The organism is Duganella sp. GW822-FHT06D06 (assembly GCF_058799615.1).
In genome coordinates this window covers 81,017-103,513 of the sequence record NZ_JBXALQ010000003.1, presented here as the reverse complement: position 1 = coordinate 103,513, position 22,497 = coordinate 81,017, and the positions used below count along the sequence as shown (strand labels likewise).

The window sequence follows — 22,497 nt, the reverse complement described above, 5'->3', positions numbered from 1 at the left end:
CGATGGATCAACGCGAACAATACCGGGAGCAATTGCAAGCCTTCACGCGGCAGCACCGGGCGGGACACTGGAGCGGCAGCTTCGCGCAGTTCATGGAGCAGGTGCTGCCGATGGCGCCCTGCCAGTTCGTGCGCAGTTCGCATCAATACATCTGGGACATGCTGGGCTGGAGCGGCCAGCAGGACGAGAACGGCAAGTTGCGCTGCAAGCTGTTTGCCGACGAACTATTCGGCATCGATGACGCCTTGGCGCGCGTGGCCGACTATTTCAAGGCCGCCGCGGCGGGCTCCGAGGTCGGACGGCGCCTGCTGTTGCTGCTGGGGCCGCCGTCCGGGGGCAAATCCACGCTGGTGATACGGCTCAAGCGCGGCCTGGAGGAATACAGCTACACCGACGCCGGCGCCATGTTCGGCATCGCCGGCTGCCCGGTGCACGAGTCGCCGCTGCATCTGGTGCCACACACCATGCGGCCGGGTTTCCGCGAAACCTATGGCGTCGACCTGACCGGTGAGTTGTGTCCCCATTGCCGGATGCGGCTGGAGCACGAGCTGAGCGGCGACTTCCTGCGCATGCCGGTCGAGCGCATCTTCATTTCGGAGGCCGGCCGCAGCGGCGTCGGCACCTACGCGCCGCATGATCCCAACACGGCGGACATCGCCGACCTGGTGGGTTCGGTCGATCTGTCCAAGGTGGCCGAGTTTGGCGACGAGGGCGACCCGCGCGCGTGGTCCTGGTCGGGCGCCGTGTATGCCGCCAGCCGCGGCATGCTGGAGATGATAGAAATCCTCAAGGTCAAGCGCGAATTCCTGTACCTGCTGCTGACGCTGACGCAAGAAAAAAACGTCAAGGTGGCGCGCTTTCCGCTGATCTATCTCGACGAGACCATCCTCGCCCATACCAACCTGGCCGAGTTCCGCAAATTCCTGCAGGAGAGCGAGAATGAAGGTTTGCTGGATCGCATGGTGATCGTGCAGGTCCCGTACACCTTGAACTACCGGGACGAGGCGCGCATCTACCACAAGCTGATCCTGGCGGCGGCGCCGGCCTTCCGCAGCGTGCACCTGGACCCGCATGTGCTGCACGCCGCCGCCGTGTTCGCCGTGCTGACCCGCCTGCATGAAAGTGACGAGCGCGACGGCGAACTGGCGCGGCGCGTGCGCATCCACGCCGGCGAAGACGTGGACGGCGTCCATCCATCCGACGCGCAGCGCCTGCGCAGCAAGGAAAAGGCGCCCGACGAGGGCTTGTCCGGGGTGTCGCCGCGCTTCGTGATCAATGCCCTGTCGAATGCCATCATACAGTCCTCGCGCAGCAGCCTGACCACGATGGACCTGCTGCTGGCGCTGAAGGACGGCATCGAAAGTGATGCGCGGATCGAGTCGGCCCGCAAGCGCAAATGGGTCGACTATCTGGTCTTGACGCGGAAGGATTTCTATAACCGCTGGGTCAAGGAAGATGTCCACAAGGCGCTGTTCGTCTCGTTCGAGCAAGAAATAGAGGATTTGCTGGGCAAGTATCTGGACGAGGTCGAGGCCATGCTGGACAACCGTCAGGTCAAGGACCCGATCACCAGCGAAGAGCGGCGGCCGGACGAGCGTTTCCTGCGCGCGGTCGAGGAGAAGATCGCGATTTCCGATTCCGGCAAACAGTCGTTTCGGCAGGAGGTGGTGCGCAAGGCCATGAGCGCGTACAAGCGCGGCCAACGCTTCGGCCTGGGCAGTCATGCGCAGCTGCGTGACGCCTTGCAGCAATACCTGTTCGAGCAACGGCGCGACGTGTTGCGCCTGGTCAGTTCCAGCAAGCGTCCGGACGACGAGGTGCGGGCCAAGATCTCGGCGGTCGAGCAACGCCTGGTCGACGAGTACGGCTACGACAGCCACTGCGCGCGGGAAGCCTTGAATTATGTCACCACGCTATTGGCGCAGGAATGAGGCGACACCATGCGGACAGGTCAACGCGACTGGTACGAATTGTTCTCCCGGGGCGCGCGCGACTGGCTGCGCCACAACGACAAGGTGCGCAACGCTGTGAGGGATCACTTGTCCGAGATCATATCCTCGTCCGAGCTGATGAGCGAGCCCGGCCAGCGCAGCGTGCAGGTGCCGTTGCGCTTGCTGGAACATGCGCGCTTCCGCCTCGCCGACAACAATAGCACCACCGGCGCCGGCCAAGGGCCCGGCCAGCCGGGCGACCTGCTGCTGCCGCCGGAAGACGGCTTCGGCGATGATAGCGGCGCCGGCAACGCGCCCGGCACGGTCACGCTGATGATGGAGTTCGCCATCGACGACATCGTTGACTGGCTCTGGCAGGAATTTCAACTGCCGTCGCTGCAGCCGCGCGGCAACGCCACGCTGGAGCAACCGGAACTGCTGCATCGCGGCTGGGATAAGCACGGCGCCCGTTCGCGGCTGGACCGCCGCCGCACCATCAAGGAGGCCGTCAAGCGGCGCGCGGTGCAGAGCGCGCCGGCGGCGTTTACCAACGAAGACTTGCGCTTCCGCCAGCTGGTGGAGCGGCCGCGTCCCAGCAGCAATGCCGTGGTGTTCATGGTGCTTGATGTGTCCAGCAGCATGACGCAGGCCGAGCGGCGCCTGGCCAAGACCTTCTTCTTCCTCGCGCTGCAGGGACTGCGCCGTAGCTACCGGCGGCTGGAGCTGCGCTTCCTGGCGCACGCGGCGCGTGCGTGGGAGTTCAACGAAAGGGATTTTTTCGAGGTCAGCGGCATGGGCGGCACGATGGCGTCGACCGGTTTCGAGCTGGCGCGCGCGCTGCTTGACGAGCAATACGATACGGCCAGCTACAACAGCTACCTGTTCTACGCCTCGGACGGCGACAATTTTTCCGAAGACCGGACGGCGGCCAGCAAGTTGCTGGGCCAGCTGGCCGACCGCATGAACTACCTGGCCTATGTCGAGACCTTGCCTGGCATGCCACGCATGCTGGAGACCGAGATGGGGCGGCTGTGGAAGGAGCGCGAGCGGCAGGGACTGCCGCTATCGAGCGTGGTGCTGACCCAGAGCGAGGACATCATCGGCGCGCTGAAACAGTTTCTGACGCAGCAAGCTGCCGCCGAGGAAAAGGCATGAGTACGCTTGAAGACTGGACCGCCCGCATTGAGCACCTCGCCAGCGAACTTGGACTGGAATACTGCCCGGTAGACTTCGAACTGGTGCCGCAAAACTTCATGCTTGAAATTGCGGTGTACGGCGTGCCGGTGCGCATGCACCACTGGTCGTTCGGCGTGCGCTACATCCACCAGCTGTTGCATCAGAACATGGGGCACTCGCGCATCTTCGAGGTGATGTTCCCCGGCGATCCGTGCCGGGCCTACATGATGAATCAAAATAGCCTGGCCGAAAACACGCTGGTGGCCGCCCATGTCATCGGTCATGCGGATTTTGTTCGGCGCAACAGCTTGTTCGAGCGCTTCCTGAAGCTGGCGGGCGGACATATCCTGGAACAAAGCGCGGCCCGCGCCTATCGCCTGGAACTGGCGCTGGCGCGGCACGGCCAGCGACGGGTGGAAGCCGTGCTGGACGCGGCGTTGGCCCTGGAGCCGCACATCGACATCCAGCAGGAGCTGTACCGACCGCCCTACCCCGACGCTCCGCCTGCGCCGCCACGGGACGCAGCCGGGCCATTTCAACAGCGCTATCGCTCCCTGCCCGGCGAGCAAGCGGCATCCCCCCAGGCGACCAGGCGCGCGCAGTTACCGCCACATCCGGAGTACGACTTGCTGTGGTTCGTCGCACACTACGCGCCGGAGCTGCAGGATTGGGAGCGCGACATCTTCCTGGCCGTGCGCGAAGAGTCGTTCTATTTTTATCCCGTGCAAGCGTGCCAGATCATGAACGAAGGCTGGGCTTCCTACTGGCACGCGCGTCTGTTGCGGGAGGCGGAGTTCCTGCCGCAAGCGATCTACCTGCAAGCCCTCAAGGCGCACTCCGATGTGGTGCGGCCGTATGCGGGCGAGCAGCAGTTGGCGCTGGCAGTCAACCCCTACCACCTAGGCTTCAGCATGTGGGAACGCATCGTCGAGCAGCAAGGCATCGAGGCGGCGCGTCGTATTTGCAGCGAGGAGGACGATTTCGGCTTCATCCGCAATTATCTGGACGCGGAGCTGGCCTCGGAGCTGGGCTTGTTCAGCTACCAGATGCGCAAAGATGGGGAGACGCGCATGCTCAGCCGCGATATTCATGAGGTGCGGGAAGCCATCCTGGCGCCGAAATACAACTATGGCGCGCCGCGCATCGCCGTCGACAAGGTGCAGGACGACCAGAGCCTGGTCCTGCGACACGACCATGCCAGCGATGGCCGTGGGCTGGACCTGGCCGCCGCCGAGCAAGTGCTCAACTATGTGGCCCGCATCTGGCGCAAGCCAGTCACCTTATTGACGGTCGACTTTCGCGGTGTCCCGCGAACCTTGACGGTCAGCCACCCAGATACTCCACATACCAGTGCAAAGCCTGCCTGAGTCCGCGCTGCAGATCGTGGGTGGGCGCATAGCCCAGCAGTTCCCTGGCCTTGGAGATGTCGGCCTGCGAATGGCGCACGTCGGCGGCGCGGAATTCGCCGTACTCCGGTTGATAGTCGCGCAAGTGGGGGTAGCGTTCCACCAGCAAGCCATGCAGCATCAGGTACAGTTCGTTCAAGCTGGTGCGGGCGTTGAGCGCGACGTTGTAGACCTGGTTGACCGCCTCTTTGCGATCGGTCAACGCCGCCAGCAGGTTGGCCTGCACGGCGTTGGCGACATAACAGAAATCCCGGCTGGTTTCGCCGTCGCCGTTGATCACCAGCCGGCGCCGCCCTATCATCGCCGCGATCCACAGCGGAATCACGGCGGCGTAGGCGCCGGATGGGTCCTGACGCGGCCCGAACACATTGAAATACCTGAGACCGATGCATTCGGTGGCGTAGCAACGCGCATAGACTTCCGCGTACAACTCGTTCACATACTTGGTCAGGGCATACGGCGACAGGGCTTTGCCGACCTGGGCCTCCCGCTTGGGCAAGGCCGGATGGTCGCCATAGCTGGCGCTGGAGGCGGCATAGACGATGCGCCGCACGCCAGCCAGGCGCGCGGCCTCCAGCACGTTGAGGCCGCCGCCGATATTGATGTCGTTGGACAGCAAGGGTTCACGCAGCGAGCGCGTTACCGAGCCCAGCGCGGCCTGGTGCAGCACGAAATCGGCGCTGGCGCAAGCGCGGTTGCAGGTGGGCGCGTCGCGGATGTCGCCTTCGATCAATTCAAAGCGGCGCCAGGCCTCCGGCCCCACCGTGTCCCTGACTTGCTCCAGATTGTGGCGGTAGCCGGTCAGGAAGTTGTCCAGTCCGACGACCCGCTGGCCCAGTTCCAGCAAGGCCTGCAACAGGTTCGATCCGATGAAGCCTGCGGCGCCGGTCACCACCCAGCGGTACTGTTGTTGCTGCAGATGCTCGCGCACGTCCTGGTAGCAGGTGGTGGCGGGCGTGCCATCTTCGTAGTCGGCCATCATAGCCTCCAGACACTGAGTCCGCTCTCACGCAAGGCCTGTTGGTCGAACTGGGACTTGAGGTCGATGAAGCAGCCGTCATGGACGACCTTGGCGCGGATCTGCTGCAAGGGACGCGCCGCCAGCTCGCGATGGGCCACCGCGCTGATCATGGCCTCGGCGCAGGGCAGCTCATCCCAGGACTCCAGCCGCACGCCGTATTCGTGGTGCGCTTCGTCGGGATCGGCAACCGGGTCGTGCACGTGGACTTGCAAACCATAGGATTCCAGTTCGGCGATCAGGTCGGCGACCTTGGAGTTGCGCAAGTCCGGGCAGTTTTCCTTGAACGTCAGCCCCAGCACGTTGACCCGGCATCCCTTGAGCTTGAACCCGGCGCGCACCATGGCCTTGACCGTTTTCTCGGCGACAAACTTTGCCATGCCGTCATTGATGCGGCGCCCCGCCAGGATCACGTGCGGATGGTAGCCCAGCTTTTCCGCCTTGTGCGTCAGGTAGTAGGGATCGACGCCGATGCAATGCCCGCCCACCAGGCCGGGCCTGAACGGCAGGAAATTCCACTTGGTGCCGGCCGCCTGCAAGACCTCCAGCGTATCGATGCGCATCCGGTCGAAGATGATGGCCAGCTCGTTCATCAACGCGATATTGAGGTCGCGCTGGGTATTCTCGATGACTTTGGCGGCCTCGGCGACCATGATGCTGGAGGCGCGATGCACGCCGGCGCTCACGACCTCTTCATACAGTGCGGCTACGCGTTGCAAGGTGTCGTGATCGTCGGCCGCGACGATCTTGCGGATGGTCGCCAGCGTGTGCTCGCTGTCGCCGGGATTGATGCGCTCGGGCGAGAAGCCGACATGGAAATCCCGCCGCCATTTCATGCCTGAACACTGTTCCAGCACCGGGATGCAGATCTCCTCGGTGGCGCCGGGGTAGACCGTGGATTCATAGATCACCACCGCGCCTGTCTTCATATAGCGCCCGACCGACTGGCTGGCGCCGACCAGCGCGGAAAAGTCCGGCTGGTGGGCGCTGTCCACCGGCGTTGGCACGGCGACCACGATGTAGTCGGCCTCGCTCAACGCGGCCGGGTCGCAGCCCATCTCAAGCAGGCGCGCCGCAGCAAATTGCTCGCTGCTGACTTCGCCGCCCGGATCGATGCCGCGCCGGTAGCTCGCCACCTTGCGCGCCGACAGGTCGACTCCGATGGTACGGCGGCGCGTGCCGAACGCCACCGCCAGCGACAGACCCACATACCCCAATCCCACCACGGCCACGACTTCCATAACTCACCTCGCGTCTGAGCGTTAAACATGCGTCTCGGCCGATTCTACGGAGCGCTTTCCGGCCGCTGTTGAGGTGTCGCAAACCGGCGCCGATTGCGCCGCAAGGCGGCTCCGTTTGTGGCGTATCAAGGAGTGTCGCGAGCAGAGTTCCTACTCTATGCCTACCGTTCGCCAAGGAGAGTCCCATGATGTCCGTCCGCCTGCTTTCCGTGGCCTGCTTCGGCGGATTGATCCTGGCGTTGAGCGTCTATCCCCTGCATGGCAGCTGGCTGTCCGCCGTCCTGCTGGGCTACGGCGCGTTGCTGTGGTGGCGACCCGTGCTGTGGCTGCTGGCCTTGCCGGCAGTGCTACCCGTACTGGACCTGGCGCCGCACACCGGCTGGTTCTTTCTGGAGGAAATCGATCTGGTCCTGCTGCTGACCGCTGGCTGCTGCTATTGGCGTTTCGACACCACCGGCATGCGCCCGATGTTTCCACCGCTATTCCGCTTCAGCTTATGGTTGCTGGCCGGCGCCTGCGGCGTCGCGCTGTGGCGCGGATTGCGGCCGTTGCCGCCAATTGATGTCAATTCCTTCAACAACTACCTGAGTCCCTACAACGCACTGCGCGTGGGCAAGGCGTGGATCTGGAGCTACGTGTTGCTGCCGCCGTTGAAACAAGCACTGGGCCCGGACCTGGCCGGCCTGCGCCGTTTCCTGATACCCGGCATGTTGATCGGCCTGCTGTTGACCTGCGTCGCCGCGACATGGGAGCGCTGGCAGTTTCCAGGCCTGCTGAATTTCTCCAGCGACTATCGAATCACTGCGCCGTTCTCCGCCATGCACACCGGCGGTGCGGCACTGGACGGCTACCTGGCGCTGAGCTTCCCCTTGCTGGCGGCATGGCTGTTTGGCAAGCACTGGTCGCCGCGCCAGACGGCGGCGTTGCTGATGCTGCCGCTGGCGCTGTACGCCGGACTGGCGACCTTTTCGCGCGGGCTGTACGCGGCCTATGCGTTGGCCGCTCCCGTCCTGGCCGGCATCCCATTGATGGGCGGCTCGCGCACCGCTCCGGCCAGGCGCCGCTGGCGCGCGGCGCTGCCCGTGGTGGCCGCCGCCGCGCTGGCCGCCTGCGTGCTGGGCGTGGTATTCGAAAGCAGCGGCTATCGCGGCTTCGGTGCGGCCTTGACCTTATTGACGGCGGCGCTGATCCTTTCCGCCCTGCCCCTGCCACCGCTGGTGCTGGCGAGCAGCCTGATTTGCGGCGCCGCGCTTGCCGGCGGGCTGGCCTGGCTGTTGCCGGTCGGAGAACCGCCGCTGGCCATGTTGAAGAGTCCCTATCTGCTTTTTCTGGTCTCGCTCGCCGCGTTTGCGCTGGCCGCCAGCCGCCCCCGTGCCTTGTTGCCTTTGGCTATGCTGGCCTTGGCCGGACTATCGGTCAACGCGGCATGGATCGCCTATCATCATGCCGGCGCGGCCACGCTGGCGCCGAGTGCCGGCTTGCTGCTGACGGCCATGTCGCCGCTGGCGCTCAACGTCCTGCGCAGGCGCCCGCTGTGGCGCCTGCGACGCCGCAGCCTGACGGCGCTGGTGACTTGCGCGATGGTGCTGGCAAGCGCCGTCCCCGTCTACAACGGCTACTTCGTCGCCGAACGTTTTGCCAGCACCGGGAGCGATCTGTCCGCGCGCTTCCGGCACTGGAGCGACGCGCTCGGCCTGATGGATGACGACCTGGGCACCGCGATGCTGGGCGCAGGGCTGGGTAAATTCCCCGCGCTGTACTTTTGGCGCAATCGGCTGCACGAAGTGCCGGCCAGCTATCGCTACCTGGACCAGGGCGGCAATCGATCGCTAGGTTTGTTCGCCGGCGAGTATCCGGCGGGTTACGGCGAACTGCTGCGCTTGCTGCAAGTCGTCCCCATCGAAAGCGGCACATCCTACGTGGTGGCGCTGGATGTATGGAACGCCGGCGTTCCCGCCTTCCTGCACGTGAATCTGTGCGAACGCCAGTTGCTCTATCCACAGGCATGCATCCCCCTGCCTATGCGCCAGGTTCCGCATGCACCGTATTGGCAGCGGTATCAATTCCCGTTATCGTCCGGCGTCCTGGGCCGCGGCGGCCGCCGGGTACAACTGGAAATCGCGGTGGAAGGCGCACACGCCGCGTTGGATATCGACAACGTGAGCCTGCGCAATCGAGACAGCCAGCGCGAACTGGTGCGCAACGGCGCGTTTTCCGACGCTAACAATTACTGGTTCTTCAGCAGCGATCGTCATCACCTGCCCTGGCACCTCAAGAACCTGGGACTCAATCTGTATTTTGACATGGGCTGGCCGGGACTGCTGGCCTACGCCGGCCTGCTGTCCAGCGCCGCCGCCGAACTGCTGCGCCGCGCACGCGACGGCGCCGACCTCGCCCAGACGTTGGCCTTGCTGGCCGCGCTGGGCACGTTTCAGGTCGTGGGCCTGTTCGACAGTTTGTTCGACGTACCCCGCATCACCTTGCTATTCATGCTGCTGCTGTGCGCTGCCGCACTGCGGCCTGCCCCGTCCATTCCTCCTACCGCGAGCGCGTCATGTTGAAACCTGCCTATTTGCCGGCGTTGCTGGCCCTCAGTCTGTCCATGCCCGCCACCGCAGACGACCTCAGCCGCATAATCGAACTCGTCAAGCCTTCCGTGGTTGGCATCGGCAGTTTTCAGAAGAGCCGCAGCCCGGCCTTGTCATTTATCGGCTCGGGCTTTGTGATCGAGGATGGCTTGACCGTGGTGACCGCCGCCCACGTGGTCCATGAGTTGTTGCGCACCGATCAGGGCGACAACCTGGGCGTGCTGGTGCGCCAGGGCGAAACCGCCCAGTTCCGCGCTGCCGCCGTGACCATGATCGACAAGGAGCACGACCTGGCGCGCCTGCGGGTGCGGGGCGCGCCGATTCCCGCCCTCAGAATGGGCGACTCGGCCAAGGTGCAGGAGGGGAAATCGCTGGCCTTTATGGGCTTCCCTCTCGGCATGGTGCTTGGCCTGCGTCACGTTACCCATCGCTGCACCGTGTCGGCGATTACACCCGTGGCCATGCCCTCGATCAGTTCAAGCAAGCTCGACGGAAAGCTGCTGAACCAGCTGCAAAAAACCACCTACGTCGTGTTCCAGCTGGATGGCACGGCGTATCCGGGCAATAGCGGCAGCCCGCTGTTCGACCCCGACACCGGCGAGGTGATCGGCGTGGTCAACATGGTATTCGTCAAGGGCGTCAAGGAAACGGCGATCTCCGCGCCCAGCGGCATCGCCTACGCCATTCCCGCCAGCTTCCTCGCGCCGCCTCCGCCGCACTAGTCAGGTCTTGCCCGCGATCAAGCGCCCGGTGATACCCGGTTCGTCCCAGGTCGGGAAGAAGTACGGGTAGAACGAGCGTTCGGTGGTCTGCTGTTCCATCATGCCGCCGAATTTGCGGATCTGTTCGCCCATATATTCCAGCTCCAGGCGCAGCAGCACGGCCGGCGCGCCCACGCGTGTGCATGGCCGCTCGCCGCCAAAATCGCGAAAGCCCAGCATGCGCTTGTAGAACATGACATGGCGCGGATTGACCTCGATCACGTAGTCGGTGTAGCCGTGGATATTGTGCGCATAGATATAGGAGATGTGGATCAGCGCCGCGAACACGCGCTTGGACACCCCCTTGTCGATCGCCAGCCGCGAAGGTTCGCACAGGCGGCGGTGGCGGGAGCGCAGATCGTCCAGCTTGTCGCGGAAGTTCTCGTCGGCGGGCAGGCCCACCTCTTCGTTGTCCAGGCACAAGGACATGGTGCCCACGGTTTGTCCGCCGGTTTCCGCAAACAGCGTGATCTTGTTCAGCGCGTGACTGGCGTTGGGGTCGACCGAATAGCCGCGCCACCCGTACATCTTTTTGAGCAACAAGCTGGCCGCTTCCCGGCGCCCCTGCGAGTTGGCCATGCGGATGTGGAATATCTGCTGGTCTATGGTGTGGTCCAATTCCTTGTTGGCTACGCCTTCGCCGACCACGAGGTCGCGCAGGCCTGGACCGGCCTCAAATGTAACTATTGCGTCGTCATGTTGCACGGTTGGCATCCTGTCAGGTCTGTCGGCCAGCTGTCGGCAAAGGACAAACTGGGCTCATGCTCTTCAGACCTGCCTAGTGGATGAAAAGTTCCGCAAAATTTCAAATATTTTTGAGGCTCAGAACCAACTTTCCGGGATCACCAATACATCGCCGGGCAACACCGCTACGTTGGCAGAAATATCGCCGTCGCGCAATAGGTCCTGCAGCCGGACAGGCAAGCTCTGCCGTGTGCCTTTCACCGTGCGGATGATGTTGGCTTTGTTGCCTGCGGCGAAGTCCGTGATGCCGCCCACCGCGATCAGCACGTCCATCAGCGACATGCCCTGGCGATAGGCCAGCGCCTGCGGCTTGGCGGCCTGGCCGATGACGCGGATCTGCTGGTCGTAGGGGCCGACGAAGCTGGTGACGATGACGGTCGCCACCGGTTGCTGTATGTATTTTTCCAGCGCCTTTTCGACATCGCGCGCCAGCTGGGAAGAGGTCTTGCCGGCGGCCTGCAGGTCTTCGACCAGCGGCGTGGTGATTTTTCCATCGGGCCTGACCGGCACGCTGACCGACACTTCCGGATTGCGCCAGACATTGATGTTGACCACGTCGCCGGCGCCGATCAGGTAATCGCCCTGGGGCGCCACCGGTTCTTCCGGCGGCAGTGCGATGCGGTGCGCGCAGCCTGCCAACAGCAAGGCCGGCAGCGCAGATAAGGCAGTACGCAGAATAGTATGCATGACGAATCCCGTTTGAATAGTCCGGATTCCATGATTGAGAAAAGCCGTCCGCCGCTGCTTGATCTGCCTCAATCACTGCCCAGTTAAGAAAAAAACCCCATATTCCGAGCCATATAATTTGAATTCACCGTACCCAGGCTACCGGAGAAAACACATCATGGAGCAGATGATTAGCCAGTTGTTAATCAGCTTGCAGGGGATATGGAAATATCGCTGGTATGCGATCGCCGTCATGTGGCTGGTGGCGCTGGCCGGCTGGACCAAGGTGGCGCTGCTGCCGGACGATTATCAAACCACGGCGCGGGTGTTTGTCGATACCCAGAGCATATTGAAGCCGCTATTGTCCGGCATGACCAGCGTGCCCAACGTCGAGCAGCAGGTTTCCATCATGAGCCGCACCTTGCTTAGCCGTCCGAACGTCGAGCGCGTGATGCGCATGGTGGACCTGGACCTGAACGCCAAGACCGCGCGCGATCACGAACAGCAACTGGACGAATTAATGAGCAAGATTAAAATCGGCGGCACCAATACCTACGACATCTACACCATCACCTATAACAACCGCAATCCGAAACTGGTGCGCGATGTGGTGCAGTCGCTGTTGACCATATTCGTCGAAGGCAGTTTCAAAGGGAAGAATGGCGAAACCCGCAAGGCCGTGCAATTCATCGACGAACAGATTAAATCCTATGAAGACAAACTCATTGCGGCGGAGAATTCAGTCAAGGAATTCAAATTGAAGAATAACGGCCTGCTGCCGCGTCAAGGAATCGATTACAGCAGCCAGATAATGCAATCGGCCGACACGCTGAACGCCGCCCGGCTGGAATTGCTGGAAGCCGAGCAGTCGCGCAACGCCATCCGCAGCCAGATCAGCGGCGACGAGCCGGTGCTGGGGGCCGACCTCAATCCCGCCAGCATCGACAGTCCCGAACTCGACGGACGCATCTCGGCCCTGAACAAGAACCTCGACGCGCTGCGCATGCAATACACCGAGCTGCATCCGGACATCATCGCCGCCAAGCGCCTGGTGGCGCAGCTGGAGGCGCGCAAAGTCGAGGAAAGCAAGCTCAAACCGGCCGGCGATCCGGGCCGGAACTACAGCCCGATGCTGCAGCAACTCAAGGTCGCGCAGACCGAGGCCGACGCCAAGGTGGCGGCCGTCAGCGCCCGCGTGCAGGAGTACGCCGCCCGCCACCAGCGGTTGCTGGCTCAGGCCAACGCGGTGCCGGAAGTCGAATCCGAACTGGCCCAGCTCAACCGCGATTACCTGATCAACAAGGACAACTACGAAAAGCTGATCGGACGGCGCGAGGCGGCCAAGCTGTCGGGCGAGCTGAGCTCCACCACCGAGATGATGACCTTCAAGATCATCGACCCGCCGACGGTGCCGCTGACGCCGGTGGGCCCCAACCGCATCCTGCTGTCGAGCCTGGTGCTGGGCGGCGCGCTGCTGACCGGCCTGGCGGCGGCCTTGCTGATCAGCCAGGTACGCCCCACCTTCCTCAGCCCCAGCGAGCTGCGCGAACGCACCGGCCTGCCGGTGCTGGGCACGGTGTCCATGAACTGGACCAACGTCCAAAAGATCAAACGCAAGCGTGGCCGCTATGCCTTCGGCACCGCCCTTTCCTGTCTATTTGTCGCCTACGGCGCCGTGCTGGCGATGGCGGCGTTGCGATATTAGGAGTAGCGCATGGAGCAATCGACCGACCATACTATGCCCGGCAACGGCGCTCCGCGCCATATCGAGATCAATCTCGAACGGCTCAACCAGCTGGGCATGGTGACCCACGACGGCGGCCGCACCGCCGTGGCCGAGGACTTCCGCATCATCAAGCGGCCGCTGCTGCGCAACGCCCGCGGCGACCACGGCATCCCCGCGCTGCGGCACGGCAATCTGATCGTCGTCACCAGCGCCCTGCCCGGCGAAGGCAAGACCTTCTGCGCGGTCAACCTGGCGATGAGCATCGCGATGGAGATGGACATCACGGTGTTGCTGGTGGACGCAGACGTGGCGCGGCCGTCGGTGCTCAAGGTGCTGGGCCTGCCGGCCGAGCCGGGCCTGATGGACATCCTGCTGCGTGAACGCACCGAGCTGTCCGACGTGATCCTGAGGACCAACGTCGCCACGCTCAGCATCCTGCCGGCCGGGCGCGCCAACAAGCACGCCACCGAACTGCTGGCCAGCCGCAGCATGAGCCGGCTGCTGACCGAGATCGCCGAACGCTACGCCGATCGCATCGTCATCTTCGACTCGCCGCCGCTGCTGATGACCACCGAGGCCAGCGTGCTGGCGGCGCAGATGGGCCAGATCGTCATGGTGGTCGAGTCCGAGACGACCAGCCAGCATGCGGTCAAGGAAGCCTTGCGCCACATCGAGAACTGTCCGCATGTCAGTCTGATCTACAACAAGAGCAAGGCCTTCCCCGGCGGCGAATACTATGGTTATTATGATTAACCTGGCTCCGCGCGGCGCGCCCTACCAGCTCAGCATGCTGGTATTGCTGTCGCTACCAGCCTGCGCCATTCCGGCCGAATGGAGCGTGACGCCATCGGTGCGGCTGCGCGAATCCTATAGCGACAATATGAACCTGGCGCCGTCCGGCCAGGCGCGCGGCGAGTTCACCACCGAACTCTCGCCCGGCATCGCCGTCAACACCAGCGGTCCCCGGCTCAAGCTGGCGCTCGACTACTCGCTGCAAAGAATCGCCTACAGCCGCCGGCCCGACCGCAGCACCCAGCGGCTCGACGCCAGCGGCCACGCCGACGTGCTGCGCGACTGGCTGTACCTGGACGCGCGTTCCAGCATCAGCCAGCAGAACATTTCGGCGTTCGGTCCGCAGCTGGTGGATCCGGCCCAGCTCACCGGCAACGACAGCACCGTGCGCGCGACCAGCATCGGTCCCTACCTGAAACACTACTTCCATGGCCTGGCCACCGCGCAGCTGCGCTACGACTACCAGCGCGTCAGCAGCGGCCGCCTGTTGAGCGTGCGCAGCGACGACACCAGCCTGCAGCTGACCGGCGACAACGGTGGCCAGGGCTGGAACTGGGACGTGCGCGCCAACCGCAAGAATATCGACGACTCCGCGCTGCCCACGGTCACCATGAGCGACGTCGCGCTGACGCTGAGCTACCCGCTCAACAGCCGGCTGTCGCTGTTTGCCACCGGCGGCTACGAAAAGAACGACTATCACTCGACCAGCGCCCAGCCGCAGGGCCGCCACTGGTCGCTGGGCGGCAACTGGACGCCGTCGCCGCGCACCAGGCTGGCCGCCAGCATGGGGCGCCGCTATTTCGGCAACACCTACAGCCTCGATGCCGAATACCGCCTGCGCAGCATGTACTGGACGCTGAGTTACAACGAGGACATCACCACCACGCACGGCGAGTTCCTCAGCATTCCGCCAACCGGCCTCGGCGACTTCCTGAACCAGTTGTGGGCCACCCGCATCCCCGATCCGCAGGCCCGCGCGCAAACCGTCAAGCTGTTCCTGCTGGTCTCGCAACTGCTGGGGACCAACGGCAATGTCAACTTCTTCAGCCATCGCTACTATCTGCAAAAAGACTGGAAGCTGGCGACGGTGTACAGCGGCGCGCGCAGCGCGCTGGCGTTCAACCTGAGCAGCGGCCGCCGCACCGCCCAGACCAGCAACGCCATCGACAGCCCCTTGCTGGGCCCGGACCAACTGGCGCTGGAGGACCGTACCCGCCAGAACACCGCCCAGGCGGGCTGGAACTACCGCATGTCGCCGCGCACCAACCTCACCATCGGCGCCAGCCTCGGCAGGGCGGAGTCGCTGAGCACCGGCCGCAGCGACCGCAACAGCGCGGTGACCCTGTCGCTGAGCCATCAATTGCAGCCCAAGGTCAGCGCCAGCGTCGACCTGCGCCATGTCCGCCACAGCAGCAACGCCGGCGGCAATTACCGTGAAAACGGCATCGGCGCGGCCTTGATGGTCGCGTTTTAAGCGGAGTCAGCCATGCCCTCGCCCTCCCGCATCGTCTGCGTCGTCGCCGCCCGCCCCAATCTGATGAAGATGGCGCCCATCCTGCGCGCCCTGGCCGCGTCCGAATTCCCGCTCGAGTCCGTGCTGGTCCACACCGGCCAGCACTACGATGCCGACATGGACGGCGCGTTCTTCACCGCGCTGGAGATGCGCGCGCCGGATGTGCAGCTGCAGGTCGGTTCGGGCAGCCACGCGGTGCAGACCGCGCTGGTCATGCAGCGTTTCGAACCGGTGCTGGACGCCAGCGCGCCGGCCGCCGTGCTGGTGGTTGGCGACGTCAACTCCACGCTGGCGTGTGCGCTGACCGCCGCCAAGAAGAACATCCCGGTGCTGCATGTCGAAGCCGGCCTGCGCAGCTACGACCGCGCCATGCCGGAGGAAATCAACCGCATCCTCACCGACCAGTTGTCGACGCTGCTGTTCACCAGCGAAGCGAGCGGCATGAGCAATCTGCTGCGCGAAGGCATACCGGCGGCCCGCATCCACTTTGTCGGCAACGTCATGATCGACACCCTGCAGCGCGAATTGGCGCGCGCCACGCCGGTGCTGGAAGTGTTGCGGCAAGTCCATCTCGCCGGCTTCCTCCCGCACGACAACCGCTACGCGCTGCTGACGCTGCATCGCCCGTCCAACGTCGACGATCCGCGCCGCCTGCGCCTGCTGATGGAAACCATCGTCAAGCTCAGCGACGACGTGCCGGTGCTGTTCCCGCTGCACCCGCGCACCCGCGCCATGCTGCAGCAATACGAACTCGCCCATCTGCTGGACGCGCCGCGTGTCGCCTGCCTGCCGCCGCAATCCTACCGCGCCATGCTGGGTCTGATGAAATATGCCAGCCTGGTGTTGACCGACTCCGGCGGCGTACAGGAGGAAACCACGGCGCTCGGCGTGCCCTGCCTCACGCTGCGCGACAGCACCGAACGCCCGGTCACGGTCACCGAGGGCAGCAACGCCATCGCCGGCCGCGATCCGGCCGTCATCCTGGCGCTCAGCCGCGACATCCTGCGCTACGGCGGCAAGGCCGGCCGCATCCCCGCCTGTTGGGACGGCCACGCCGCCGAACGGATCGCCGCCCACATCGGTCGCTGGCTGGCCGCCAACCAGGAGGCAAACTGATGCGCAACGCCCTGTCGATCGACGTCGAGGACTATTTCCAGGTATCGGCCTTCGCCGGCCATATCAGCCGCTCGGACTGGGCCACGCTGCCGTGCCGGGTCGAACGCAACGTCGACCTGATCCTCGGGCTGCTGGCGCAACAGCAGACGCGGGCGACCTTCTTCACGCTGGGCTGGATCGCCGAACGCTATCCGGCGCTGGTGCGCCGTATCGCCGAAGGCGGCCACGAGCTGGCCAGCCACGGCTACGCCCACCTGCGCGCCAACGAGCAGACGCCCGCGCAGTTTCTCGACGACATACGGCGCAGCAAGCAACTGCTGGAACAGCTGAGCGGTACGGCCGTGCTCGGCTATCGGGCGCCCAGCTTTTCCATCGGCGCCGCCAACCTGGCGGCATTGGACAGCTTGTACGCCGCAGGCTACCGCTACAGTTCCAGCATCTATCCGATCCGCCACGACCACTACGGCATGCCGGACGGCGCGCGCTTTGCCTGGCGTCCGCGCGGCGAGCACGGCGTGCTGGAACTGCCGATCAGCACCGTCCGCCTGCTGGGACGCAACTGGCCGGCCGGCGGCGGCGGCTATTTCCGCCTGCTGCCCTACGCCGCGTCCCGCTGGGCCTTGCGACGCATCAATTCAGTCGATGGCCAGGCTGGCATATTCTATTTTCATCCGTGGGAACTCGATCCCGGCCAGCCACGCCAGCACGGTATCGCCTTCAAGACCCGGTTTCGCCACTACCTCAACCTGCACCGGATGGAGGGACGCATCGTCCATCTGCTGCGCGATTTTCAATGGGGCCGGATCGATCACCTCTTCCTGGGGCAAGCATGATGGAATGGAGCGTAGGACAGATGGGGAAACATGACCACGCGCGCTGGGATGCTTTCGTGCAACGCTGCCCCGACGCAACCTTCTTTCACCGCGCCGGCTGGCAGCAGGTGATCGAAACCGCGTTCGGCCATCCGACCTGGTATCTGTATGCCGAAGCGGCCGGACAGATCCAGGCCGTGCTGCCGCTGGCCCAGGTCAACAGCCGGCTGTTCGGCAACACCCTGTGTTCGCTGCCCTTCTGCGTCTACGGCGGCGTCGCCGCGCTGGAGGAAGGAGCCGCCGCCGCCGTCGACCAGGCGGCCCAGCAACTGGCCCGCCGCCTGCGGGTCGACCATCTGGAATATCGCCACCGGCAATCGATCCACGCGGACTGGCTGCACAAGGACCTGTACGCCACGTTCCGCAAGCCGCTCGCCGCCGATCATGAGCGCAACCTGCTGGCCATCCCCCGCAAGCAGCGCGCCATGGTGCGCAAAGGCATGGCGGCCGGCCTGGACAGCGTGATCGACGCCGACAGCGACCGGTTCTACGATAACTACGCCACCAGCGTGCACCGGCTGGGCACGCCTGTGTTCGGCCGCCGCTATTTCCGCACCTTGCAGCAGACTTTCGGCGACGACTGCGAAATCCTCAGCGTGCAGCGCGGCGGCCAGGCGATCTGCTCGGTAATGAGTTTCCACTTCCGCGACGAGATCCTGCCCTACTACGGCGGCGGCGGCGACGCCGCCCGCATCCACGCCGGCAACGACTTCATGTACTGGGAAGTGATGCGGCGCGCCACCGAGCGCGGCCGCCGGCTGTTCGACTTCGGTCGCAGCAAGTACGGCACCGGCGCGTTCGCGTTCAAGAAGAACTGGGGTTTCGAGCCGCAGCCGCTGCGCTACGACTATCAACTACACCGTGGCAAACAGTTGAAGGATGTCCAGCCTTTGAATCCGCGCCTGCAACTGCTGATACGCGCATGGCGCATGTTGCCCCTGTCGCTGGCCAATGCGATCGGCCCCCACATCGTGCGGCAATTGGGCTAGAGCCATGCGCGACCTGCTGTACTTGACGCATCGCATACCCTACCCTCCCAACAAGGGAGACAAGATCCGCGCCTACCATGTGCTGCGCTACCTGCAGCGCCATTTCCGCGTCCACCTGGGCAGTTTCATCGACGACCCCGCCGACCTGGTCCATGCGCAGCCGCTGGCGGCCGATTGCGCCAGCAGCTGCTTCGTCCGCCTGCATCCGCGCCTGGCGCGGCTGGCCAGCGTGCCGGCGCTGTGGCGCGGCGAGGCCCTCAGCGTCGCCTACTATCGCCACCCGGCGCTGCGCGACTGGGTCGACCACACCTTGAAGCGCCATCGCATCGACAGCGCGCTGGCCTTCTCCGGCCCCATGGCCCAATATCTTCCGGCCCGCACCGCGCGCGGCCCGCTGCACCGGGTGCTGGACCTGGTCGATGTCGACTCCGAGAAATGGCAGAACTACGCCGATGACCGGCGTTGGCCGCTGTCGTCGTTGTACCGGCGCGAGGGCCGCCGTCTGCTGGAATTCGAACGCGCCGCCGCCCGCGCCTTCGACCAGACCTTGCTGGTCTCGCGCGCCGAGGCCGAACTGTTTCGCTTGCGGGCGCCGGAATCGGGCCACAAGACCGGCTATTTCAGCAATGGCGTCGACTGCCAGTATTTCTCGCCGCAGCCCGACGCGCCGGACCCATACCACGGCGCCCGCGCGCTGGTGTTCACCGGCGCCATGGACTACCGGCCGAATATCGACGCCGTCGTTTGGCTGGCCCAGCGCGTCATGCCGACGCTGCGGCAAGAATTTCCCGGGCTCCAATTCCACATCGTCGGCGCGCGTCCCAGCCCCGCGGTCACCGCGCTGGCCCGCCTGCCGGGCATCCACGTCAGCGGCACGGTGCCCGATATCCGTCCCTATCTGCACTACGCGGCACTGGCGGTCGCGCCGTTGCAAATTGCGCGCGGCATACAAAACAAGGTGCTCGAAGCCATGGCCATGGGCAAGACCGTGGTGGCGACGCCGCAGGCCCTGGAGGGACTTTCCGCCGTGCCGGGACGGGATCTGCTCAGCGCCAGCGGCGCCGTCGAGTTCATCCAGCAGATCGGCCTGCAGTTGCGGACGGCCGGCGGCCTGGGCGCGGCGGCGCGCCAACACGTGCTGCGCGACTATCAATGGAGCAGCAATCTCGAACGCCTGGGCGTCGTGCTTTACGTCCCCGAGCCCGAACGCCATCCGGCGGAGCCGATGCCATGACGGCCGTACTGTCTCCCGTCCCGGCGCCGCGGGCCGAGCCGCCCGCCAGGCCGGCCCGGGCCTGGCCATATGCCTGCCTGCTGTTGGCGCTGGGAGTGCTGCTGGCCGCATACTGGCCCACGGCCGGCGCCATGATCAATCAGTGGTGGCATTCGCAAACCTTCGCCCACGGCTTCCTGGTGCCGCCGGTCTGCGTCTGGCTGGTCTGGCGGCGGCGCGACCAACTGGCCGTCGTGCCGCTGCGTCCCGCGCCGGTGGTATTGCTGCCGCTGGCGCTGTTGGGCCTGCTCTGGTTGCTCGCCACGGTCGCCAACGTGCCGGTGGTGCAGCAGTACAGCCTGGTCGTCATGGTGGCCGCGCTGGTGGCGCTGGTGCTGGGCTGGCGTTACGCGCGCGCCATTTGCTTCGCCCTGGCCTATCTGTTGCTCGCCGTCCCTTTTGGCGAAGTATTCATCTCGCCCTTGATAGACTTCACCGCCGGCTTCACGGTGACCGCTTTGCAGCTGGCCGGCATCCCGGTTTTCCGCGACAACAACTACCTGTCGCTGCCTAGCGGGAACTGGTCGGTGGAGGAAGCGTGCAGCGGCCTGCGCTACCTGATCGCGTCGGCCGCCCTCGGCACGCTGTACGCTTACCTGAGCTACCGGAGCCGCTGGCGCCGGGCCGCCTTCATTGCCGTCGCGCTGCTGCTGCCCATCGTCGCCAACGGCGTGCGCGCCTTCTCGATCGTGCTGATCGGCCACTACAGCAACATGACGCTGGCCGTCGGCATCGATCATCTGATCTACGGCTGGCTGTTCTTCGGCCTGGTCGCCAGCTTGATGTTCTGGTTGGGCGCGCGCTGGCACGACGCCAGCCCGCCGGCGCCGCGTCCGGCGGCCGCCAGCCTGCCCGGCCAGGCGGCGGGAGCGCGCCCGTCGGCCTGCCTGGCCGCGGCGCTGGCAGGGGTGCTGTGCCTCGCCCTGTGGCCGCAGCTGGCCCGCATCGCCTTGCGGCCACCGGTGGACCAGCGCCACGCTGCCGCGCCCTTGACGCTGGCGCCGCCTCCCGCGCCGTGGCGCGCCAGCCCCATGCAGGCCGGCGACTGGCACGCCCGGCATGCGGGACGGCCGCAGCGCTGGTCCGCCAACTATAGCGACGGCGTGCAGCAGGCGTCGCTGCAGCTGACCTGGTATCGCCACCAGTTCAAAGGCGAAGAACTGCTGACCCAGGTCTGGAGTACGCCGCCCGGCAGCCCGGCGTGGAAGGAGATGGCCGAAACCAGCCGGCTGATCCACCTTGGCCAGCAAGCCCTCCGGGTACGGCAAACCATCGTCCAGGCCGGCGAAACCAAGGTGCTGGTGTGGCGCTGGTACCGCCAGGCGCGGCGCGACACCGGCAGCCCCCTGCTGCTCAAGCTGCTGCTGGCGCGCAGCAAATTGCTCGGCGACGGCGACGACGGCGCCGAGATCGCCGTCGCCGCGCGCTTTGACGAGCGGCCTGAGCAGGCGGCGCTGGCCATGCAAGCACTGTTGTCGGCCATGCAGCCCGCCATCGAACAAGGACTAGCCCATGTCGCCGGACGCTGAACTGGTCGCCGCACCGTTGATCGTGCACCTGATCCATCGCCTCGACGTGGGCGGCCTGGAGAACGGCTTGATCAACCTGATCAACCACCTGCCGCCCGACCGCTATCGCCACGCCATCGTCTGCCTGCGCGACTACACCGACTACCATCTGCGCATCCAGCGGCCCGGGGTGGAAATCATCAGCATCAACAAGCGCGAAGGCAAGGACTGGGGCCACTACCTGCGCCTGTTCCACACGCTGAAACGGTTGCGGCCGCTGCTGATCCACACCCGCAACCTGTCGGGCATCGAAGGCCAGTTGCTGGCGGCCGTGGCGGGCGTGCGCCTGCGCGTGCACGGTGAGCACGGCCGCGACATGGACGACTTGCACGGCCTGAGCCTGAAGTACCGCTGGCTGCGCAAGCTGCTGCGGCCGCTGATCGGGCACTTCATCGCCGTCAGCAAGGACCTGGAAACCTGGCTGATCGGCACGATAGGCGCCCGGCCGCAGCACGTCACCCACATCTGCAACGGCGTCGACAGCCTGCAGTTCCACCCCCGCCTGGGGCCGCCCGCCGCCATCGGTCCGGCGGGCTTTCTGTGCGAGGACGCCTTCGTCATCGGCAGCGTCGGCCGCATGGCCGAGGTCAAGGATCACCTGTCGCTGGTGCAGGCCTTCATCCTGCTGATCGCCGAGCACGCGCTGCCGCGCGACCGCCTGCGCCTGCTCATCGTCGGCGACGGGCCTTGCCGCCAGGCTTGCCAGGAGCTGCTGCGCCAGGCCGGCATGGAAGAGCTGGCCTGGCTGCCGGGCCAGCGCGACGACATCCCGCAACTGATGCGTGCCATGGATGTGTTCGTTCAACCGTCGCTGGCCGAAGGCATGTCCAACACCATCCTGGAGGCGATGGCGACCGGCTTGCCGGTGGTGGCCACCGCCGTCGGCGGCAATCCGGACCTGGTCTACAGCGGCTGGACCGGTACGCTGGTGCCGGCGCGCGCGCCGGCGATGCTGGCCGCCGCCCTCAACGACTACTACCGCCTGCCGGCGCTGGCCAGCAGTCACGGCCAGCGCGGGCGCCGGCGGGTGCTGGCCGAATACAGCCTGAACGCCATGGCCGACGCCTACCTGGCCGTCTACGACGCCCTCGCCGCCCCACCGCAACGTGACCGATGA

Annotated in this window: 18 protein-coding genes; 14 read left to right on the top strand and 4 right to left on the bottom strand. The window is 65.3% G+C overall.

What is annotated here, in order from left to right:
- The first annotated feature begins 2 nt into the window (after nucleotides 1-2).
- Genes AC1RMD_RS06690 through AC1RMD_RS06680 form a run of 3 tightly spaced genes read left to right on the top strand, consistent with a single transcriptional unit; the run spans nucleotide 3 to nucleotide 4,474 of the window.
- Nucleotides 3-1,931: a serine protein kinase gene (locus AC1RMD_RS06690; protein ID WP_492924879.1), complete on the top strand. Its 1,929-nt coding sequence runs from the start codon at nucleotides 3-5 to the stop codon at nucleotides 1,929-1,931.
- A gap of 9 nt (nucleotides 1,932-1,940) precedes the next feature.
- Nucleotides 1,941-3,086, top strand: a complete 1,146-nt coding sequence (locus AC1RMD_RS06685) for a DUF444 family protein (RefSeq protein ID WP_492924877.1) — start codon at nucleotides 1,941-1,943, stop codon at nucleotides 3,084-3,086.
- Nucleotides 3,083-4,474 carry a SpoVR family protein gene (locus tag AC1RMD_RS06680; RefSeq protein WP_492924875.1) on the top strand — a complete coding sequence of 464 codons (1,392 nt, stop codon included), beginning with the start codon at nucleotides 3,083-3,085 and terminating at the stop codon, nucleotides 4,472-4,474. Before AC1RMD_RS06685 ends, AC1RMD_RS06680 begins: the two co-directional genes overlap by 4 nt.
- Here AC1RMD_RS06680 and AC1RMD_RS06675 read toward each other — a convergent pair.
- Both AC1RMD_RS06675 and AC1RMD_RS06670 read right to left on the bottom strand, forming a co-directional pair.
- On the bottom strand, nucleotides 4,431-5,492 hold the full coding sequence (locus AC1RMD_RS06675) for an SDR family oxidoreductase (RefSeq protein ID WP_492924873.1): 1,062 nt from the start codon (nucleotides 5,490-5,492) through the stop codon (nucleotides 4,431-4,433). The genes AC1RMD_RS06680 and AC1RMD_RS06675 overlap by 44 nt on opposite strands.
- Nucleotides 5,492-6,772: a nucleotide sugar dehydrogenase gene (locus tag AC1RMD_RS06670; RefSeq protein ID WP_492924871.1), complete on the bottom strand. Its 1,281-nt coding sequence runs from the start codon at nucleotides 6,770-6,772 to the stop codon at nucleotides 5,492-5,494. The genes AC1RMD_RS06675 and AC1RMD_RS06670 overlap by 1 nt, the downstream gene beginning before the upstream one ends.
- A 185-nt stretch (nucleotides 6,773-6,957) precedes the next feature.
- Between AC1RMD_RS06670 and AC1RMD_RS06665 the strand changes: the two genes are divergently transcribed.
- Nucleotides 6,958-9,333: a hypothetical protein gene (locus AC1RMD_RS06665; RefSeq protein WP_492924869.1), complete on the top strand. Its 2,376-nt coding sequence runs from the start codon at nucleotides 6,958-6,960 to the stop codon at nucleotides 9,331-9,333.
- Complete coding sequence (locus AC1RMD_RS06660; protein WP_492924867.1) at nucleotides 9,327-10,082, top strand: S1 family peptidase; 756 nt, start codon at nucleotides 9,327-9,329, stop codon at nucleotides 10,080-10,082. Before AC1RMD_RS06665 ends, AC1RMD_RS06660 begins: the two co-directional genes overlap by 7 nt.
- Here AC1RMD_RS06660 and AC1RMD_RS06655 read toward each other — a convergent pair whose 3' ends face one another.
- Nucleotides 10,083-10,835: an N-acyl amino acid synthase FeeM domain-containing protein gene (locus AC1RMD_RS06655; RefSeq protein WP_492924865.1), complete on the bottom strand. Its 753-nt coding sequence runs from the start codon at nucleotides 10,833-10,835 to the stop codon at nucleotides 10,083-10,085.
- Nucleotides 10,836-10,943: 108 nt separating this feature from the next.
- Nucleotides 10,944-11,552, bottom strand: a complete 609-nt coding sequence (locus AC1RMD_RS06650; protein WP_492924863.1) for an XrtA/PEP-CTERM system exopolysaccharide export protein — start codon at nucleotides 11,550-11,552, stop codon at nucleotides 10,944-10,946.
- Nucleotides 11,553-11,709: 157 nt separating this feature from the next.
- On the opposite strand from AC1RMD_RS06650, the gene AC1RMD_RS06645 reads away from it, so the two are divergent.
- The 9 genes from AC1RMD_RS06645 to AC1RMD_RS06605 are packed head-to-tail and all read left to right on the top strand — an operon-like array spanning nucleotide 11,710 to nucleotide 22,497.
- Nucleotides 11,710-13,236 carry an XrtA system polysaccharide chain length determinant gene (locus tag AC1RMD_RS06645; RefSeq protein WP_492924861.1) on the top strand — a complete coding sequence of 509 codons (1,527 nt, stop codon included), beginning with the start codon at nucleotides 11,710-11,712 and terminating at the stop codon, nucleotides 13,234-13,236.
- A 9-nt stretch (nucleotides 13,237-13,245) separates the two neighbouring features.
- Nucleotides 13,246-14,010 (top strand): XrtA-associated tyrosine autokinase, encoded by a 765-nt coding sequence (locus tag AC1RMD_RS06640; RefSeq protein WP_492924859.1) that lies wholly within the window; start codon nucleotides 13,246-13,248, stop codon nucleotides 14,008-14,010.
- Nucleotides 13,994-15,523 (top strand): TIGR03016 family PEP-CTERM system-associated outer membrane protein, encoded by a 1,530-nt coding sequence (locus AC1RMD_RS06635; protein ID WP_492924857.1) that lies wholly within the window; start codon nucleotides 13,994-13,996, stop codon nucleotides 15,521-15,523. The genes AC1RMD_RS06640 and AC1RMD_RS06635 overlap by 17 nt, the downstream gene beginning before the upstream one ends.
- A 12-nt stretch (nucleotides 15,524-15,535) precedes the next feature.
- Complete coding sequence (wecB, locus tag AC1RMD_RS06630) at nucleotides 15,536-16,678, top strand: non-hydrolyzing UDP-N-acetylglucosamine 2-epimerase (protein ID WP_492924855.1); 1,143 nt, start codon at nucleotides 15,536-15,538, stop codon at nucleotides 16,676-16,678.
- Nucleotides 16,678-17,511 carry an XrtA system polysaccharide deacetylase gene (locus AC1RMD_RS06625; RefSeq protein ID WP_492924853.1) on the top strand — a complete coding sequence of 278 codons (834 nt, stop codon included), beginning with the start codon at nucleotides 16,678-16,680 and terminating at the stop codon, nucleotides 17,509-17,511. The genes wecB and AC1RMD_RS06625 overlap by 1 nt, the downstream gene beginning before the upstream one ends.
- Nucleotides 17,512-17,531: 20 nt before the next feature.
- Complete coding sequence (locus AC1RMD_RS06620) at nucleotides 17,532-18,539, top strand: FemAB family XrtA/PEP-CTERM system-associated protein (RefSeq protein WP_492924851.1); 1,008 nt, start codon at nucleotides 17,532-17,534, stop codon at nucleotides 18,537-18,539.
- A gap of 4 nt (nucleotides 18,540-18,543) precedes the next feature.
- Complete coding sequence (locus AC1RMD_RS06615; protein ID WP_492924849.1) at nucleotides 18,544-19,773, top strand: TIGR03087 family PEP-CTERM/XrtA system glycosyltransferase; 1,230 nt, start codon at nucleotides 18,544-18,546, stop codon at nucleotides 19,771-19,773.
- The gene (gene xrtA, locus AC1RMD_RS06610) at nucleotides 19,770-21,341 is read left to right on the top strand and encodes an exosortase A (RefSeq protein ID WP_492924847.1); all 1,572 of its coding nucleotides are present in this window, start codon (nucleotides 19,770-19,772) and stop codon (nucleotides 21,339-21,341) included. The genes AC1RMD_RS06615 and xrtA overlap by 4 nt, the downstream gene beginning before the upstream one ends.
- Nucleotides 21,325-22,497: a TIGR03088 family PEP-CTERM/XrtA system glycosyltransferase gene (locus AC1RMD_RS06605; protein ID WP_492924845.1), complete on the top strand. Its 1,173-nt coding sequence runs from the start codon at nucleotides 21,325-21,327 to the stop codon at nucleotides 22,495-22,497. Before xrtA ends, AC1RMD_RS06605 begins: the two co-directional genes overlap by 17 nt.

Excerpts from the sequence above, each read along its gene's own strand:
- AC1RMD_RS06680 (WP_492924875.1), top strand. The coding sequence starts at position 3,083 with ATGAGTACGCTTGAAGACTGGACCGCCCGCATTGAGCACCTCGCCAGC.
- AC1RMD_RS06675 (WP_492924873.1), bottom strand. The coding sequence starts at position 5,492 with ATGGCCGACTACGAAGATGGCACGCCCGCCACCACCTGCTACCAGGAC.
- wecB (WP_492924855.1), top strand. The coding sequence starts at position 15,536 with ATGCCCTCGCCCTCCCGCATCGTCTGCGTCGTCGCCGCCCGCCCCAAT.
- AC1RMD_RS06605 (WP_492924845.1), top strand. The coding sequence starts at position 21,325 with ATGTCGCCGGACGCTGAACTGGTCGCCGCACCGTTGATCGTGCACCTG.
- AC1RMD_RS06640 (WP_492924859.1), top strand. The coding sequence starts at position 13,246 with ATGGAGCAATCGACCGACCATACTATGCCCGGCAACGGCGCTCCGCGC.
- xrtA (WP_492924847.1), top strand. The coding sequence starts at position 19,770 with ATGACGGCCGTACTGTCTCCCGTCCCGGCGCCGCGGGCCGAGCCGCCC.
- AC1RMD_RS06645 (WP_492924861.1), top strand. The coding sequence starts at position 11,710 with ATGGAGCAGATGATTAGCCAGTTGTTAATCAGCTTGCAGGGGATATGG.
- AC1RMD_RS06685 (WP_492924877.1), top strand. The coding sequence starts at position 1,941 with ATGCGGACAGGTCAACGCGACTGGTACGAATTGTTCTCCCGGGGCGCG.
- AC1RMD_RS06665 (WP_492924869.1), top strand. The coding sequence starts at position 6,958 with ATGATGTCCGTCCGCCTGCTTTCCGTGGCCTGCTTCGGCGGATTGATC.
- AC1RMD_RS06625 (WP_492924853.1), top strand. The coding sequence starts at position 16,678 with ATGCGCAACGCCCTGTCGATCGACGTCGAGGACTATTTCCAGGTATCG.
- AC1RMD_RS06635 (WP_492924857.1), top strand. The coding sequence starts at position 13,994 with ATGGTTATTATGATTAACCTGGCTCCGCGCGGCGCGCCCTACCAGCTC.
- AC1RMD_RS06615 (WP_492924849.1), top strand. The coding sequence starts at position 18,544 with ATGCGCGACCTGCTGTACTTGACGCATCGCATACCCTACCCTCCCAAC.
- AC1RMD_RS06670 (WP_492924871.1), bottom strand. The coding sequence starts at position 6,772 with ATGGAAGTCGTGGCCGTGGTGGGATTGGGGTATGTGGGTCTGTCGCTG.
- AC1RMD_RS06660 (WP_492924867.1), top strand. The coding sequence starts at position 9,327 with ATGTTGAAACCTGCCTATTTGCCGGCGTTGCTGGCCCTCAGTCTGTCC.
- AC1RMD_RS06655 (WP_492924865.1), bottom strand. The coding sequence starts at position 10,835 with ATGCCAACCGTGCAACATGACGACGCAATAGTTACATTTGAGGCCGGT.
- AC1RMD_RS06620 (WP_492924851.1), top strand. The coding sequence starts at position 17,532 with ATGGGGAAACATGACCACGCGCGCTGGGATGCTTTCGTGCAACGCTGC.
- AC1RMD_RS06650 (WP_492924863.1), bottom strand. The coding sequence starts at position 11,552 with ATGCATACTATTCTGCGTACTGCCTTATCTGCGCTGCCGGCCTTGCTG.
- AC1RMD_RS06690 (WP_492924879.1), top strand. The coding sequence starts at position 3 with ATGGATCAACGCGAACAATACCGGGAGCAATTGCAAGCCTTCACGCGG.